General features: G+C 71.3%; 15 protein-coding genes. 14 read left to right on the top strand and 1 reads right to left on the bottom strand.

Going from position 1 to position 16,095, the window contains the following annotated elements:
* Positions 1-71 precede the first annotated feature (71 nt).
* From IE326_RS33440 to IE326_RS33395, 11 genes are all read left to right on the top strand, one after another.
* The gene (locus tag IE326_RS33440; protein WP_190044161.1) at positions 72-485 is read left to right on the top strand and encodes a hypothetical protein; all 414 of its coding nucleotides are present in this window, start codon (positions 72-74) and stop codon (positions 483-485) included.
* Complete coding sequence (locus IE326_RS33435) at positions 482-856, top strand: zinc finger domain-containing protein (protein ID WP_190044160.1); 375 nt, start codon at positions 482-484, stop codon at positions 854-856. Before IE326_RS33440 ends, IE326_RS33435 begins: the two co-directional genes overlap by 4 nt.
* The gene (locus tag IE326_RS33430; protein ID WP_190044159.1) at positions 853-1,638 is read left to right on the top strand and encodes a deazapurine DNA modification protein DpdA family protein; all 786 of its coding nucleotides are present in this window, start codon (positions 853-855) and stop codon (positions 1,636-1,638) included. Before IE326_RS33435 ends, IE326_RS33430 begins: the two co-directional genes overlap by 4 nt.
* Positions 1,635-2,021 (top strand): hypothetical protein, encoded by a 387-nt coding sequence (locus tag IE326_RS33425; protein WP_190044158.1) that lies wholly within the window; start codon positions 1,635-1,637, stop codon positions 2,019-2,021. The genes IE326_RS33430 and IE326_RS33425 overlap by 4 nt, the downstream gene beginning before the upstream one ends.
* Positions 2,022-2,490: 469 nt before the next feature.
* Positions 2,491-3,294, top strand: a complete 804-nt coding sequence (locus tag IE326_RS33420; protein ID WP_229915771.1) for a helix-turn-helix domain-containing protein — start codon at positions 2,491-2,493, stop codon at positions 3,292-3,294.
* Positions 3,291-4,493 (top strand): M20 family metallopeptidase, encoded by a 1,203-nt coding sequence (locus IE326_RS33415; RefSeq protein ID WP_229915770.1) that lies wholly within the window; start codon positions 3,291-3,293, stop codon positions 4,491-4,493. Before IE326_RS33420 ends, IE326_RS33415 begins: the two co-directional genes overlap by 4 nt.
* A gap of 187 nt (positions 4,494-4,680) precedes the next feature.
* A complete protein-coding gene (locus IE326_RS41630) occupies positions 4,681-4,815 on the top strand; it encodes a hypothetical protein (protein ID WP_268983050.1) in 135 nt (44 codons plus the stop codon).
* A 266-nt stretch (positions 4,816-5,081) separates the two neighbouring features.
* On the top strand, positions 5,082-6,827 hold the full coding sequence (locus IE326_RS33410) for an asparagine synthase-related protein (protein ID WP_190044157.1): 1,746 nt from the start codon (positions 5,082-5,084) through the stop codon (positions 6,825-6,827).
* The gene (locus IE326_RS33405; protein ID WP_229915769.1) at positions 6,824-7,540 is read left to right on the top strand and encodes a lasso peptide biosynthesis B2 protein; all 717 of its coding nucleotides are present in this window, start codon (positions 6,824-6,826) and stop codon (positions 7,538-7,540) included. Before IE326_RS33410 ends, IE326_RS33405 begins: the two co-directional genes overlap by 4 nt.
* Positions 7,541-7,596: 56 nt before the next feature.
* A complete protein-coding gene (locus tag IE326_RS41625) occupies positions 7,597-9,567 on the top strand; it encodes an ABC transporter ATP-binding protein (RefSeq protein WP_190044156.1) in 1,971 nt (656 codons plus the stop codon).
* Positions 9,568-9,637: 70 nt separating this feature from the next.
* On the top strand, positions 9,638-10,276 hold the full coding sequence (locus IE326_RS33395) for a hypothetical protein (protein ID WP_190044155.1): 639 nt from the start codon (positions 9,638-9,640) through the stop codon (positions 10,274-10,276).
* Between the two features lie 32 nt (positions 10,277-10,308).
* Here IE326_RS33395 and IE326_RS33390 read toward each other — a convergent pair whose 3' ends face one another.
* Positions 10,309-11,346, bottom strand: coding sequence for a hypothetical protein (locus tag IE326_RS33390; RefSeq protein WP_190044154.1), 1,038 nt, complete (start codon positions 11,344-11,346; stop codon positions 10,309-10,311).
* Between the two features lie 289 nt (positions 11,347-11,635).
* Here IE326_RS33390 and IE326_RS33385 point away from each other — a divergent pair, with 289 nt between their 5' ends.
* From IE326_RS33385 to IE326_RS33375, 3 genes are all read left to right on the top strand, one after another.
* Positions 11,636-12,790 (top strand): tyrosine-type recombinase/integrase, encoded by a 1,155-nt coding sequence (locus IE326_RS33385; RefSeq protein WP_190044153.1) that lies wholly within the window; start codon positions 11,636-11,638, stop codon positions 12,788-12,790.
* Positions 12,791-13,248: 458 nt separating this feature from the next.
* On the top strand, positions 13,249-15,381 hold the full coding sequence (locus IE326_RS33380; RefSeq protein WP_190044152.1) for a tyrosine-type recombinase/integrase: 2,133 nt from the start codon (positions 13,249-13,251) through the stop codon (positions 15,379-15,381).
* A gap of 131 nt (positions 15,382-15,512) precedes the next feature.
* The gene (locus tag IE326_RS33375) at positions 15,513-16,046 is read left to right on the top strand and encodes a hypothetical protein (RefSeq protein ID WP_190044151.1); all 534 of its coding nucleotides are present in this window, start codon (positions 15,513-15,515) and stop codon (positions 16,044-16,046) included.
* Positions 16,047-16,095 lie beyond the last annotated feature (49 nt).

The following is a 16,095-nucleotide window of genomic DNA, read 5'->3' as shown; positions in this document are numbered from 1 at the left end:
CGGCTTTCCTGCCCTCGTCCGCTCCAGCTCTTCCCCCGGGGCCGCGCTCGGCCCACGCCCACGTCATCCCCGTGCCCCTCTTCCACCCGTTCCGCCCCCACCCAGGAGTAGAGCCGGCGCCGCAGGACGCGGCGGCGGAGCTGCTGCTCTGCGCCTTGCGTGACCACCTCCTGGCGGCCGGGCACGAACTGAGCCGATGCACACTGAAGATGGCCGGCGAGCCGCACCCGCTCGCCGTCGACCTGGTCGATCTCACCACGGGCAGGCTCGTCATCGCCCGGGGCACCATCAGCCGCCCGGCCCTCCAGGAAGCCATCGGCGAACTCCTCGACCTGAGCGGATTGTTCGGCAACACCCTCACCAAGACCCTCCTGGTGCCTGAGCCCCCGGACAGCGACCTCACGCGGCTGCTGACCACGCTCGGCATCACCCGGCTGTGGCCCAGGGGCGCCGTCTTCTGCGAGGACGGCGAGTGTCCAGCGTGAACCGCCCGAGTACGGCGCTGACCCAGCCGGTCCCCCGTCCCGCTTTGCTGTCCGAACTGCATGCCCTTCTGGCGCGCGGCATTCTCATCGACCGGGCCGGGGCACCGCTCGGGGCGACGTGCCCCTGCGGCGGTCTGGTCGACGGCTACACCTGCCCCCTGTCCCTGGACTGCCCCGGGTGCAAAGCGCCCGCGGGCCGACGCTGCCGCAGGCCCAGCGGCCACGAGGCCGCCGAACTGCACGTCCCGCGCCTCCGGGCCGCCGGCGCGCTGGACAAGGTCCGCGAGCGCGACGGCGACCCCACCCTGCCCGCGCCCTGGCCCGATCCCGACCCGTCCGCCCCGAACCCATCGGAAGACCGCACGCCGTGACCATCACCGCACCACCGCCCACACCGGCCTTCGAGTTCTTCCTGGGCGCCCATCACCCGGCCTGGCTCGAAACGGCCGACGTCCCCCTGTGCGTCTCACACCGCCGCCTCACGGGCCGGCGGGCCCTGCCGCGCGCCCGGCACAGCTGGTTCCTCGACAGCGGGGGGTTCAGCGAGCTCTCGCTCCACGGAGGGTGGCGCCAGGACGCCCGCACCTACGCGGCAGCGGTCCGCCGCTACCACGACGAGGTGGGCCAGCTCCATGCCGCCGCCCAGCAGGACTGGATGTGCGAATGGGATGTCCTCCGCAAGACGGGCAAAACGCTGAAGCAGCATCTCGAGCTGACCGTCGCGAACTTCGTCGAACTGCGCTCACTCGCACCCGACCTGCCGATCATCCCTGTGATCCAGGGGTGGACGGCCGCCAGCTACTTCCAGTGCGTCGACATGTTCGACAAGGCCGGAGTGGACCTGACGAAGGAACCGCTGGTCGGCGTCGGAAGCATCTGCCGCCGCCCACGCCTGGACCTGCCTGTGATACTGCTCGCGGACCTCGCGCAGGCCGGCATCCGCATCCACGCGTTCGGCTTCAAGAAGGCCGGTCTGAAGATCGCACACAAGAGCGTGGCCTCGGCCGACAGCCTCGCCTGGTCCTACGGCGGCCGCCACGAGCGCGGATGCAGCGAGTCCCACCAGCGTGAGAACAACTGCATGCGCCACGCCCTGTGGTGGCGCCAGGACCTGCTCGACCACATCACCGACGCCCAGCGCAGGTGCCCATGACCTCGATCATCACGCCACGGCCCGCCGACCTGCGGGCCATGAAGGTCGGCGACCCCCGCGGTTTCACCCAGCGATGGCGCTATGGCACCCCGACGTGGCGCCACGTCTCCGAAGGCGGGTTCCGTGCCCAGCGCTACACGGTGACCACCATCCCAGAGGCCACCGCGAAGGCCTTCGTGCAGCGGCACCACTACCTGTCCGGCTGGCCCGCCGTCCTGCACCGTCCCTACGGACTCCTCGACCAGGAGGCGCCGCTGGGCGCCGGCGACCTCGCGGTCGAGGGACTGCCGCTCGTCGGCGTCCTGGTGCTGGCCAGCCCCATGAACCCCCGGGTCCTCACAACCGCCTTCCCCCACCTGGAGCCTTCTGTGAATCGCCTCTGAGCATCGACTGACTCGTACCGTTCGTGGGGAGGTGCTCCAGTGAGGCGAGCCATCCATCCCCTCATTGATGCACTCGCACACAGTGCGCCGGCCACGCCGGGGGCACGTCGAAGCTCCCCCGGCGTCCAGCAAGCGCGCATCGCGCTGGACAGGGGACTGTCGCCTGTCGCGTCTGGGTGGCAGCATCGCTCACTGACGAGACGGATCGGCATGGGGGCACGGTGCAGGGCAGGAGCGGCTTACCGGGCGGGGACCGTCGGCGGATCCAGACGGCGGTAATGGGCACGATGAGCGGTTTCTTCTTGTCGTCGCGTCCCGGGAGAAGGTCCAGGCCCGAGCGCGGGCACAACACAACCAGGGCAGAGCTGCGACCCATAGCACGGCGTAGCCGCGACTCGGCAACTCGGCACGCGGTGATGGCCAAGCGCCGGCGGTCTGCCTGCCGTCCACGTACACCCTTGGGGGATCGGTGACCGGATCGGCCATGACGGATTCGGCGCTCAAGCGCGCTCGGCTGGCTCAAAACCTGACCCAGGAGGAGGCTGCTGACCAGCTGAACGAGATCACGGGCGGCGCGACGGACGCGAGCCTGCTCAGTGCGTGGGAGTCGGGGCGCAAGCGCACGGGGGTGAGGAATCGCCGGGCGTTGAGCCAGCTCTACCGGGAACGCTCCGAGGTGCTCTTCGCCCACCAGGACGGGCGTGATACCGCCAGTGCTCTGGAGGCCACCGGAACCGACGTGGTCGTGCGGGTGCTCACTCGGTACACCGATCTCGTGGAGGCCATGGTCGAGGTCGTGGCCGGTGCGCGTGAACACCTGGTGGTCACGGGATCTCGCAGTCGGGAGAAGGCGTACCTGGCGGCGATCGAGACAGCCGTGGCGCAGCAGCCCGACCTGGTGCACTACCGGGTGCTGTACGGGCCGCCGCGTCACCGCGGGTTGTCCGAGCATCTGGTGCGGCTGCTGGAGCTGCGTGACCCCGGCGAGCGCCGCAACGGCGTCAAGACGCTCCACATCGGGCTCGTTGAGCCGCTGGAAGCGATGGAACGCTACTTCGTGGCGTCGGAGACCGCGGCCGTGGTCCCGCTGCCGAGCTTCCACGGGGGCGCCGAGGGGTTCGACTGTGGGGTCTTATTAGGTCGCGAGGCCGCGGTGGGGCTGGTGCAGCATGGGCGGGAGGCGTGCGCGTCCGCGCGGCCGGTGGAAACGTTGGAGGCCGTTCGCGCGCTGCCGGTCCGGCACGGCGCAACGCCAGGACTAGGAGAAGCGTGAAGAAGGACTTGGTGGCCCATGCCGCTACGCGGTCGGCATCCGTGATCGAACTGGCCCAGGAGCTGATCCGCAGGCCCAGCCGCGGAGGAATCGACGACTACGCGCCGGTCCTGACCGTCCTGGAGGACTGGCTGACCAGGGGCGGGCTGCCGCACCGGCGCCTGCACGACGAGGCGGGCCAGCTGGTGGGGCTGCTGGTTGAGATCGCCGGAGGCCGGCCGGGCCCGTGGTGGACCCTGGACGCCTGCGTGGATACCGCCTCCTTCGGCGACGAGGAAGCGTGGACGTTCCCGCCGACGGCCGGAGACATCGTCGAGGGGTTTCTGCGGGGCCGGGGGGCTGCCGACTCCAAGCTCGCCGCCTCAGTGTTCTGCCACATCGCCGCCGACCTGCTGCCTCATGCCGAAACGCTGCGCGGTGGTCTGGCGGTCCTCCTGGACGTCGACGAGCACACCGGCGGCTTCGGCGGAGCCCGCGCGTACCTCGCCGACCCGGAGGCCGCCATCCCGACGGGCGTGATGATCGGCTACCCCGGCTTGGACGAGGTCGTCGTCGGCGGCCGGGGCCTGTGGCGCGCGACCCTCACAGTGTCCGCGCACTCCGGGCACTCCGGCTCCAGCCGGAGCGTTCTGAGTGCCGTCTCCCGTGCCGCGCGCCTGGTCCAGCTCCTGGACACCGCCGATCTGCCCGGCCCTCCGGCGGCCGACGCGGCATTCACGCTGCCGCCGAAGCTGTCGGTCACCGCGATCCATGGGGGCGAGGGCTTCTCCGTGGCAGCAGACCGGTGCGACCTGAACGTCGACGTGCGCACGACCCCGGCCTTCGACTCCCACGACGCCGAGACGCTGGTCCGCAAGGCCGCCGCCGAGCTCGACGCCGAGCTGCCCGGCCCCACACCCACCCGCATCACACCGGTCGCCAGCTGGCCACCCTTCCAGTTGCAGCCGCACGAGCAGCCCGCCGCCGCGCTGATGGACGCCGCCGCCACTATGGGCCTGACGGTGCGGGCCAAGACCGCCGGCCCGTCCAACATCGGCAACCTGCTGGCCGGAGAAGCCGGAGGCATCCCGTCGACCGCCGGCTTCGGCGTCCCCTACGAGGGCCTGCACGGGATTGACGAGCGAGCCAGTCTCGCCGAGCTCCCGCAGGTGTACGCGGTCTATCACCGCGCCGTCCTCGACCTCCTGGACGCACGCTGACCTCGGCACCTCCCACTCGAATACCAGTTCCGTTCCAGGTCGGGTCCTACGAAGTACCCAACTTCTGCTCTGTCGGGCGGGGTTGGCGCGCGGTGTCATAGAGGAGTTCGAGAGGCCGTACGGGAGCTGCCAGACACCCCGGACGGCCGGCGGACATCCGAAGCGCGACGACTACCGGAGGTACTCCATGGACACCACCGCCACGACCGCCGAGACCGAGACCTACACCGCGCCCGTGCTGAGCGCGCTGGGCACGGTCACCGGCGCCACCCTCGGCTCCGCGGGCAACAACAACGCGGACGACACCCAGTACTGGCAGTAGTACGGCGCCCCCAGCGGGGCGTGAACGGGTGAGCGAGCGCCCGGAGCGTCGGCCGATGGCCGGCGAGCCGGGCGCTCGTTCGGTGAACAGCGGCAGACCAGTACACGGACGAGCGGATCGGGGTGGCCACTATGCGGTTCATTGCCGGAACATTCGATACGGGGCGGGGTAGTTGGGCCGGTAGCGACTGGCGCCCTCGGGAAGCCCAGGACGTTTTCGCCGACGGCGCGGCGCGGATCTGGGCGACTGGGTTCGATCCGGGCGAGGTGCGCCGCGGCTCGGGCCGCCGTGGCCAGGCCGAGCTCCTGGCGATCGGGTGCTGCCTTGCCACCCGCGAGGAGTTCTCCGCGGCACGCACGGCCGCCGAGTGCGGGGCCTGGGCGGCGGCGATGCGTCTCCCCGGCTCCTGCCTCACCGTGGTGCGCGACCGTACCGGGCTGCGTATCGCCGGTGACCGGGCCGGGGCGGTGACCGTGTACTGGATCCCCACCCGCGAAGGTGTGCTGTGGGCGACCGCGGCCACCCCATTGGCCGCGTTCGCCCAGGCCGAGCCCAACCCGGCTGTTCTGCTCGGCGCGTTCACTGTGCGCGGCGTCGACGTCCTGGCCGCCGACAGCCACTTCCACACGGTGCGGCGCGTGCCGCCCGGCCACGCCCTCATCCTGGCGCCCGGTTGGCAGCCGCGAACCGAAGCCCTGCCGGTGCCCTCGGCCGTGACGTCCTTCGAGGAAGGCACCCCGGCGGTGCGCGAGACCATCACCGCCGCCGTCGGCCGGCGGGCCACCGTGGCAGGCCCGATCTCCTCGGATCTCTCCGGCGGCGTCGACAGCGGCACCGTCACCAGCCTGGCCGCCGCCTACGGGCCGCTGCTGGCAGTCACCTATACCGACGCGCGCATGGGCGAGCAGGACGACATGCGCTACGCCGAGCGCATCGCCCACGACCATCCGCAGATCACCCATGCGACGATCGACGGCACCCGGGCCGGCGTGCAGCACTTCGACGGCCTTCAGGACCCGGCTGTCCTGCCGTTCACCGACACTCCCTCGTTCACGCTCGGCCTGCTGGCCATCAAGGCCGCGCAACTCGGCCCGGCCACCGCTCACGGATCGCTTGCACACCTGACGGGCCGCGGCGGTGACGATGTCCTGGACGCCGTCTCGACCATGGTCTTCGACCAGTACCGGGCCGGGTACCGCAGGGAGGCGCTGCGCCGTACCGCGGCGTTCGCCCGCACCCGCCGCGCCGCACTGTGGCCGGTGCTCGGGCAGGCCGCCCGCACGCAGCGCACCCTCTACCGCCAGGCCCTCGCCGCCCTGGCGGGCACGATCAACGCCGGCTCCGAGAACACCGCCCAGTCCGGTCCCGGGACGTCGGCCGCCCAGATGCTCACCTGGTGTGGGAGCAGCGCTGCCACAACCTGGCTCACCCGCGCCGGCCGGGCGGCGGTCGCCGACCTGGTCACCGCCCGCGCCCAGACCGCCCCGTCGGACACCACTCCCGGCGCCCTCCACGAGCGGCTCGCCCTGGAACTGATGGGCGACGGCCACGCCACCTTCGACCAGATCAGCCGCCAGCAGTGGGGCCTGCCCGTTCACGCCCCGCTTCTGGACAACCTCGTGGTGGACGCCTGCCACGCGATCCCCGGCTACGCACGCACCCAGCCCGGTGACTTCAAGCCCCTGGCTCGCGCCGCCTTCACCGGCCATGTCCCTGACTACCTGCTGCAGCGGCGCACCAAGACCGCCTTCACCAGCAGCCTGTTCGCCGGACTGCGCGCCAACGCCCCTGCCCTGCGCCGCGTCCTCGCCGACTCCCGCCTCGCCCAGGCCGGCCTCCTCGACGGCACGAGGGCGCTCGCTTCCCTGGACAGCGCCGCACGCGGTGAAGGCGCGCCCCTGGCCGCGCTGCACGCTCTGATCGTGACCGAGCTGTGGCTCGCCACGCTGCCCACCGCCCGCAGCACGTGGTGGGAGCAGACCACCGCCCATGTACAGGAGGTCACCCTGTGAGTACGCGTCCCGGCGTCCACGCCGCCCCAAGCCCCGACGGCATCGCCCTGATGGACGTCCGCACCGGGCGCGGCCGGTGGCGGTTCCTCGATCCGGTCGGCGCCCGCCTGTGGCAGACGATCACCGACGGCGCGACCCCGGCCAGGGCCATCGACGACCTCACCGCCTACTGGCACAGCAAGGGCGCCGACCCCGCCCAGGTCCGCACCGACCTCACCGCCCTCGCCGACGACCTGGAACGCGCCGACCTCCTCCAGCGCGCGGCCCCCGCCGCACCGCACGACCGCACCGAAATCCGGTTCGCCACCCCTGTTCCCGTCAGTGGCGTCCAGCAACTGGCCGGGCACGTCGGCCTGTTCGCCGCGCTCCTCTTACTCCGCCTCCTGCCCATCCGCATCGCCGTCGCCGGCGCCCGCGCGGCGACCCGCCTGCCGGGACGCACCGCCCTGCCCCAAGAGGCGGAGGCCGCCTTCGCCGCCGTACGCCGCGCCGCCCGTCTCTGGCCCGGCCGCGCCGCCTGCCTGGAGGAATCCCTGGCCGCTCACTTCGCGGCCGCGCTCACCGGACGCCGCGTGCGGTGGGTGATCGGAGCCCGCTTCGTCCCCCAAGGGGCCCACGCCTGGATCGAAGCCGGCACCGCGATCATCGGTCAGGACGAGACCGACCGTGTCTGGCCCTACGTTCCCGCTCTCCAGGTGGAACGCTCGAACTGAAATTCGCCACCCTTCGCCACCACAACCACCCGTATGGGTGAGGCGTTGCCCAGGATGTGACAGACACCGCGCACCGCAGCGCCACCCGCGAGACCCTCACGACCTCCGCCCCGGGGCGGCGACGGCATCGCCTGCCGTGGCCGCGCCGCCGCCCCACCGGCGGGGAGCCCATCCCGCAGTACACGGTCAGCGCCGAGCGCCACGACAACGCCCTCGCCGACGACTTCACCACCATCGCCCGGCGCCTGCCCGCCCTGGCCGCGACCGCGCTCCGCCTGGCCTGGGACGCCGACCGCCGTGCGGTCCTGCTCACCGCCGTTCTGCAGCTGGCCACCGGCGTCATCACCGCGGTCGGTCTCTACGCCACCCGCGGCGCCCTCGCCCCGCTGCTCTCCACCGGGCCGACCGCGGAGCGTATCCAGACGGCGCTGCCCTCACTCGCCCTGATCACCGGCGCCGCCGTCGGCCGCTCCCTGGTCGCCGCGACAACCCTGGCCGTCACCGCCCGCATCGGCCCCCGCGTGGATGCGATCGCCGAACTGCGCTACCTCAACGCCGCCACCCGCGTCCCGCTCGCCTCCTACGACGACCCGGCCTGGTGCGACCACAGCGAAGCCGCCAACCGGGCCTCCAAGGACGCCCACCTGATGATCGACGCCCTCACCGCCCTGACCGCAGCACTCCTCGGCCTGCTCGCCGCCGCCGGCATCCTCACCGCCCTCCACCCCCTGCTGCTCCCGCTCCTGCTGCTCGCCGTGATCCCCCGGGGCGCAGCTGCCGTCCGCGGCGCACGCGCAGCCCACCTCGCCGAGCGGCATACCCTGGCCGACCGCCGCCTGCGCCACAACCTCATCTACTGCACCGCCGGCCGCGCCACCGCCCTCGACGTACGGGCCAACACCATGCGCAGCTGGCTCCTCGGCCAGTTCACCACCGTCACCGACCGGCTCACCGACCACGCCGCCCGCATCGGCCGCACTACCGCCCGCTACCAGCTCCTCGGCGACACCATGGCCGGAGGCGCCGCCCTCGTCGTCTACGGCACGCTGCTCGCCCTCGTGCTCGACGGCCACATCCCAGCAGCCGCGGCGGGCACCGCGTTCATCGCCGTCCAGACCTGCCGCCTGCTCCTGGGCCAGCTGGTCACCGGCATCAACTCCACCTACAAGACCGGCCTCTACCTCGGCGACTGGTCCACCTTCCTCACCGACGCAGAACACCGCGCCCAGCTGCCCACCACGCCCGTCCCGGTGCCCGACCGGCCGGCCGTCATCGCCGCGCACAACGTCACCTTCCGCTACCCCGGCAGCGAGCTGCCCGTGCTGGAGGACATCAGTGTCACCGTGCGCCGCGGCGAGGTCCTGGCGATCGTCGGCGCGAACGGCGCGGGCAAGTCCACCCTCGCCAAACTCCTCGCCGGCCTTTACACCCCCACCACCGGCACCGTCACCTGGGACGACGCGGACCTTGCGACGGCCGACCCCGAACAGATCTGGTCGCGTCTCGCGCTGCTGCCCCAGGACATCGCCCGCTGGCAGGTATCCGCCCGCGACAACATCACCCTCGGCCAGGGCGACGGTGACGACGAGACCGTGATGGCCGCAGCCCGTGCCTCCGGCGCCGACGACGTCATCGCCTGCCTGTCTGACGGCCTCGATACCAACCTCGCCCCCTCCCAGTGGGGCGGACGCGACCTGTCCGGCGGGCAATGGCAGCGCCTGGCCGGCGCCCGGGCCTTCCACCGCAAGGACGCACCCGTCCTCATCTGCGACGAGCCGACCTCCGCCCTCGACCCCCGCGCGGAGGAAGCCGTCTACGACCGCATCCGCACCCTGAGCGAGGGCCGCACCGTCATCCTGATCACCCACCGCCTCGGCTCCACCCGCGCCGCAGACCGCATCATCGTCCTGGACGGCGGACGCCTCCTGGAGGAGGGCACCCACGACTCCCTCCTCGCCGCCGACGGCGAGTACGCCACCCTGTGGCGAAAGCAGGCGCAGACCTACGCCGGCCAGCCCCAAGGGTGAACCCGCGGCGGGCCGGGCCGCTCTGTTCACCCGGCGAGAGCCCGCCAGCGAGGGCTCTACGCTGGTCACCGTGGCAGATATCAGGAACACCAAGGCGTTCAAGGCCCTCGCGACCCAGACGGAGGCCGAACTCCTCACTCGAGGGCTGGACGTCGTCTCCGTAGCGGTGACCAACGTCCTCGCTCACAACGTGGCGATGGTGGCGGACCAGCTCGGGATCCAGCCTCGCTCAGCGCTGCGCTACATCGAGCCCTCCGCCGTGGCGGATCAGATCGCCAAGGCCAGCGCGGTGGACACCGACGGCGCCCACACCGTCCACGGCGTACGGCCGGTCCGTGTCGATGACCGGACGGTCTTCATGCCGCGCTGGGTCTGCTCCCGCCCGCTCATGGCCTTGGCCCAGGCCGTCAAGTACGCCTCGAGCAACGGCGATTCCCGCACCGTGCAGCACGCGACAGACCTGATCTTCGAGATCGGCCTCGCCATCGGAGCGGACTCGGCGAGCGACAGCGCGGGACTTCCGCTCGGGCTGCTCGACGAAGCCGCCGACATCATCGAGCAGGTCGCGGGCCACATCGAGACCGACGGATGGAGCGTGTGTCCGTGCGGCGAGGAGCACGGACAGACCGAAGCCGACGCCAGGGTCCCCGGGGTAATGCGCGGCGACGCCGAGCTCATCAGGAAGATCCGTGCCAAGGGCGACGCGTAGCGGCCCTGCGTCAGACCGGCTGTCCGGGACGGTCAGCGACCGCCGTCGCGGGGGGCGATCATGTCGTTGAGGTTGCGGATCTGGCGCTGCTCGGCGTCCTCCACGAGCTCGCATCGCCAGTCGTAGTGGACCCGGTAGAGCGACTCGGTGGCCACCGGGACGGCCGAGCCGTCGAGGGGGACGGTGGCCAGGTGGACGCTCCCGCCGTACAGGGCCACGCAGGTCAGGACCGCACGCAAGTGCCCATGCCCGTGCTCCTCCAGGCCCACGGTCCCGTCCTTGTGGGCGTGCGCCACCTCGTGCAGACCCACCGTGCGCGTCTCGTCGACACCGGTGTAGGCCGGCGCCGGGTCGAAGACGTGATGCGGGCACTGGCTCACAGAGGTGTCGCGGACGGCGACCGTGATGTTGATGTCGGTCCTTGAGCCCGCCGCCCCGGCGGTGTTGATGATGTCGAGGAGCCGGTCGCGGGTTGCCGCTGCCTGCGCGTCGATCGTGGTCCACAGCGGGCCAAGACGGTGACTCTCCAGGTGGAGGTAGAGGCTGATCATCAGCTCCGCCTCGGCCTGGGTCATCGTGACCTCGGGCAGCAGGTCCTCCGGGTCGGCGGCCGGACGCAGGGGAGAGGGCCGGAACGTCGGACTCGCCGTCTGCGTACAGCTCAGCGGCAAGCCCTCGATGGAAGGCCGCACCGCGACCACGTCGGCAAGCTCCACCAGGCCGGTCGCCGGGTTCGCCCAGGTACCGCGGAGCGCCGGCCGAGGCCGGTCGGCGTAGGTCTCCATGATGTGCATGCGGTACCAGGCCGGCGTGGCCTCGTCCCAGGACTTCCACAGGATCTCGACGGTGGCGGGGTCCTCGGGACTGCAGTCACCGAAGATCCACTGCACCTCCTCGAACGCGGCCGACGGATCCTCGGGCGGAATCCACAGACCGAACTCGTTCCAGGCCCACAGCGCGTCGCACTTCTCGCCACAGGACTGCGCCACCATCTGGAGATAGTTCCGACTCGTTTCCCGGAGGGCGACGGCGTCGTCGCCGGCTTCAGCGAGACGGGGCTGATCACTCACGGCAGCACTTCCTGGAGTCGAGGAGGATATGGCAGGCCAACGGGCCGCAGCCAGCCTACTGGCGTGCGGCAGCCGAGCTGGCCGGTCCTCGAAGTCTTCCCTGGGCACGGGGTATCTGCGTACACCGGGGTGCCTCCACCACGCAGCGCCCGCAGGGGCCGGTGGCGCTGAGCGGGCGTTCGGCCCCAGCACAATGACGTTGACCGCAATCCGTCTGTTCCTTGGTGCGCTCACGCGCAGTCGCATCATCGGTTACTCCGCTGAGTGATTGAGCTGCTACATTCCGCTTGTGTTCGTTGTGGACAGGCCCACCGCCGAGATCCTGCGGGTCGAGGTCACTGACACGCTGGCCTACTGGACGGTCCTTGCCGGGCCCACCTTGACGGTCGTCGAGGACGTGGACGGCTTCCTTTGCCACCTGCGCTTCGGCCGGGCCCGTGCGGAATCGACCACGAAGACGTACGCGGGTCACCTCAAGCGCTTTCACGCCTGGTGCGACGAGCACGACCTGTCGCGGGAGCACGCGGCCGCCGAACTCTCGCACTACCTGATGAAGCTGAGGACCACGCCCCGGCTGACGAGCGGCCGCGGCCAGGGGCAGCTCCCGCAGGACTCCACGCTCGCCCCCGCCTTGGCGGCAATCCACGGCTTCTACCTCCACCTGGCCGACCTCCGCCGGATCAGCGCGAAGGCGGTCGACGCCCTGTTCGTCACCGCTCCGCACCCGGCGACGGGGAAACTCGTCCTGGAACCACGCATCCGTGTCGATGCGCGGCCGAGCCACGCTTCCGGGCGGGCACCGGCCGCCAGCCACGAGGAGTTCGCCGCGCTCCTGCGCGCTACGAGGACCGCCCGCGACCGCTGCATGGTCGCCTTACTCGGTGCGTGCGCGCTGCGTGTCGGCCAGGTCGTCGGTCTGTTCCGCGAGGACATTCACCTCGTCCCGGCCGGCAGTACTGTTCCGGGCTGCCCCTACAGCCTGGGCCCTCACCTTCACCTGGAGAAGCGTGATGGTCATCCGCGCGGGGCGGCGAACAAGAACCGCGGCACCGTCGTCGTTCCCGTGCCCGGACCTGTGGTGATGCTCTACGCCGACTGGATGCGCGAACGCCTCGCCATCCCCGGGGCGGGCAACGCCGTTTGGGCCTTCGTGTCGTTCCCGGGTCCCACGGGAGAGCCGGGCGGGCAGGTTCTCGGCACGCGGCGGGTTCAGGACCTTGTGTCGGATCTCGCCCAAGACGCCGGGATTCGGCACATCCATCCGCACATGCTGCGGCATACCTTCGGCGAGACCGCAGCCGACCTCGACGTCGCGTGCGACGTCCTCCAACGCCTGCTCGGCCACCGTGACGTGGCCAGCCAGAACGTGTACCGCAACCCTTCCGACGCCCGGGTCGCCCACGCCGCCCAGGCCGTGAACGACAAGATCTTCGGACCGGCATGACGACTTCTGCACCTCTGCCCGCCCCAGCTCCCGCAGGCGGGTGGGAGCCGGACTGGGACTACCTGGCCCGGCACGGCCTTGACCGTTCCCCGCTCCAGCTGTGCTTCCCCCTGGGCGCCGACTGGCACTCGCTGCGCCGGTGCCGGCACGCCGGGTGCGACCGGCCGGCCACGAGCTGGCCGTGGCTGTGCCACCGCTGCGCGTCCGACTGGCGGGAGGCCGGCGCCCCGGGCGACATTGACAGCTGGTGCGCGAGCACGCCCGTCCCGCTCGCCCGCCGTACCTACGCCGAGCATCGGTGCCAGGTGGGCTGCGACCGTGCCGCGGAGGTTCATGGCCTGTGTAAGAGCTGCGCCTCTGAGCGCCGGGGGCTCCGGCTGACCGTCGAGGAGTACCTCGCCCGGGGCCGCGCCCCTCGACCTGGCTTCGGGAAGTGCCTGGTCCGCGTCTGCCCGCGCATGGCCGTGGTGCGGCGGAGCCGGCTGTGCCTGCCACACCAGCGGCAGTGGTCCAACGCGGGGACGCCCGACCGCGAGGCCTGGGCGCTGACGGCAGCTGCCATCTACACGTCCGTCGATGTCGTGCCGCTCACCGATCTTGAGCCAACGGTCGTAGTGCAGGTGCTGCGCGGATACGAGGCCCAGCTTCGTCAGGGCGGCCGGATCAATCCCGCGCAGGTCAAGTCGGCGGTGCGCTGGCTGTGCGACCATGCCGTCGACGACCTGGCCGCCGCGGAACTGCCGCCCAAGGGCGCGACGACGACGTATTTACGGCTGTGGCAGCAAACCCTGCCGCTCCTGGAAGCCGACCCGGCCACGGAACACACGCGGGCCCTGGTCCGGCTGCACATCCTCAACCCCCGCTACAAGGGCGGGAGTGTGGATCTGCGGGACGTCCACGCCCCCTGGGTCACACACCTCGCCCAGCAGTACCTCCTCCGTCTGGCCGCAGCCGGAGCCTCGTCGGCACGGTTGACGCTCGTCGGCTTCGCGGCCCGGTGGTTCGCGATGTTCCTTCGCACCCTGCCCGGCGAGGGCCGAAGGGCGGGGGAAGTCGGCCGGGACGGCATGCTTGCCTACCTGCGCTGGTTGACGCAGCGGGCCCGTGACACCAGCGACTACCAGCTCCTCAACGATGACGATCCGGTACGGCAGATCGTCGCCGAGCGCCTCCTGCCCTCCCGCCGAGCCGCCGGGCCTCTGCTGGTCACCCCGGTGCGCCACTACGAGCTGGTGAAGATGCTGCGTGAGGTCCTCGAGCATGGCAGGGCATGGCTCGCGGACAACCATGCTGCGGACGTCCATCTGCTGGAGATGGACGTGCCGCCGTACCCGGAGCGGGACGACACGGCCAGCGAGCTGGAGGGCCGTTCCCAGGACGCCCTACCGGAACAGGTCTTCCTCCAGCTCATGGACGAGCGCAATCTCGCCCTGCTCCCGGCAGGTACCCGCCGCAACTGCGTCGAGCTGGCCATGCGCGTGGGCCGACGGCCGTGGGAGCTCCGGCACCTGGAGTTCGACTGCCTTCAGTGGCACGACATCGATGTGGAGGACCCGGACGGGACGGTGCGCCGCCGGTCCTACCCCTTCCTCGCGTACTGGATGCAGAAGGTCCGCCGGCGGCACAAACTTCCGCTCCATCCCAGTGACGCCGAGGTCATCACCCGCCAGCAGGACCATTTGCGGGGCGAGTCCCCGCACCTGTTCCACGAAGACGGCCGGCCCCGGTCCACCCGCATGGTGCTGTTCCCCACCCCGCGCCGCTCCCGTGCCAACGCGCTCGGCGAGCGGCCGTACGACAGCAGCACGATCGGCTACTGGCTGGAGACCTGGCTCGACCGGTTCGCCGTGACCGATGAGCACGGGAAGACCTTCGACCCGGCACGGGTGTTCCCCTACGCCTTCCGGCACACCTACGCCCAGCTCCGCGCCGACGCCGGCGTCCCGCTCGACATCCTGCAAGTCCTCATGGCCCACCAGGACCCCTCCACCACGCAGGTCTACTACCGGCCCTCGCACCCCCGGCGGATGGAAGCGGTGCGCGCCATCGCCGCCAAGTATCAGTTCGACCTCACCGGCGGCCGGATTCGCGCCCGCACCCCCGACGACGACATGGCCGACCGGATCCGGGCGGGCGTCGGCTCGGTGCCCGTCCCTGCGGGACGCTGCCACGAGATGAACAACGTCCGCGCCGACGGGCACGGCTGCCCGGTGTACAACCGCTGCTTCTCCTGCACCTTCTACACCACCGACTTCACCCACCTGCCCGAGCTGCGCCAGCTGCGCGCCGGTAAGGCGGAGCAGCTCGCCGCGCTGGAGAGCGCCTACGGCAGCGTGCTCACCGCGGGGCCGGTGAGCGCGGCGAACCTGGAGCTGCTGCGCCGGGAGATCCAGCAGATCGACGAACTCGTCGGCAAATGCGAAGCCGACATCGGCTCCCTCACCTCCGAGGAACGGACCACGGTGGAGTCCTGGCTCCACACCAGGGACCGGTTCCTCACCGTCATCCCCGTAGCGGCAGTTCTGGCCGGACGGCAGCGTCTGGAGCAGCCGACCGTCGACCCGATCATCACCGAATCGATGACGGGATGACGCGCCCGGCCGCCCCGCGCACGCAGCCAGGCCAGGCGACGGTCCCCGCCGGACGGGCCAAGGCCCTCGACGCTGGCAGGGCGGCCGCCGTTGAACGACGCCGCGCAGACAGCGAACGGTGCCGACAGCGGGTGCTCGACGTCCTGGCCGCGATGCGCAAGGACCGCCAGGCCCTCTCCGATGCGGAGATCACCCGGCGGGCCGCCGTCAACCTGCAGTACCTTCAACGCCACCGCGACCTCAAAGCCGAAGCCGAGACTGTCCGCGCCCATCTCGCCCAAGACCGGCCGCGGGCGGCGGCAGCAGCGACCGCCCGCAAGGAGGCGGCTCTCGAAGTCGAGAACCGCATGCTCCTGGAACAGAACACCGCCCTGCAACGGACCCTTCACGAAGTACAGAACGAGCTACGCACGCTACGCGCCCATAACCTGGGTGCCCGCCTTCGCGACGGCCTGAACGCCCGCTCGTTGCGCGACACGGAGATGGAGGAACTGCGCGAGCAACGAGACGCAGCGCTCGCAGCCAGCCGTCAAGCAGAGACCGCCATGCAGGCACTCCGCAACGTCAACCAACGGCTGATGATCGAGAACAGCCGGCTGATCGCCGCAGATACTTCGACACCACCCCGGACAGTCTCAGCCGCCCTCGCGCCGCCCTGCCCTTGAGAAGCCCGCCGCTGACCGGGGCCTCCGTTTCATCCCTGACGGCCTCTTC

Origin of the sequence: Streptomyces filamentosus, from assembly GCF_014654895.1 — a bacterium.
GTDB lineage: Bacteria > Actinomycetota > Actinomycetes > Streptomycetales > Streptomycetaceae > Streptomyces > Streptomyces filamentosus.
Note: the sequence above shows the minus strand (reverse complement) of the source record. Positions and strands in the feature narration are given on the sequence as shown.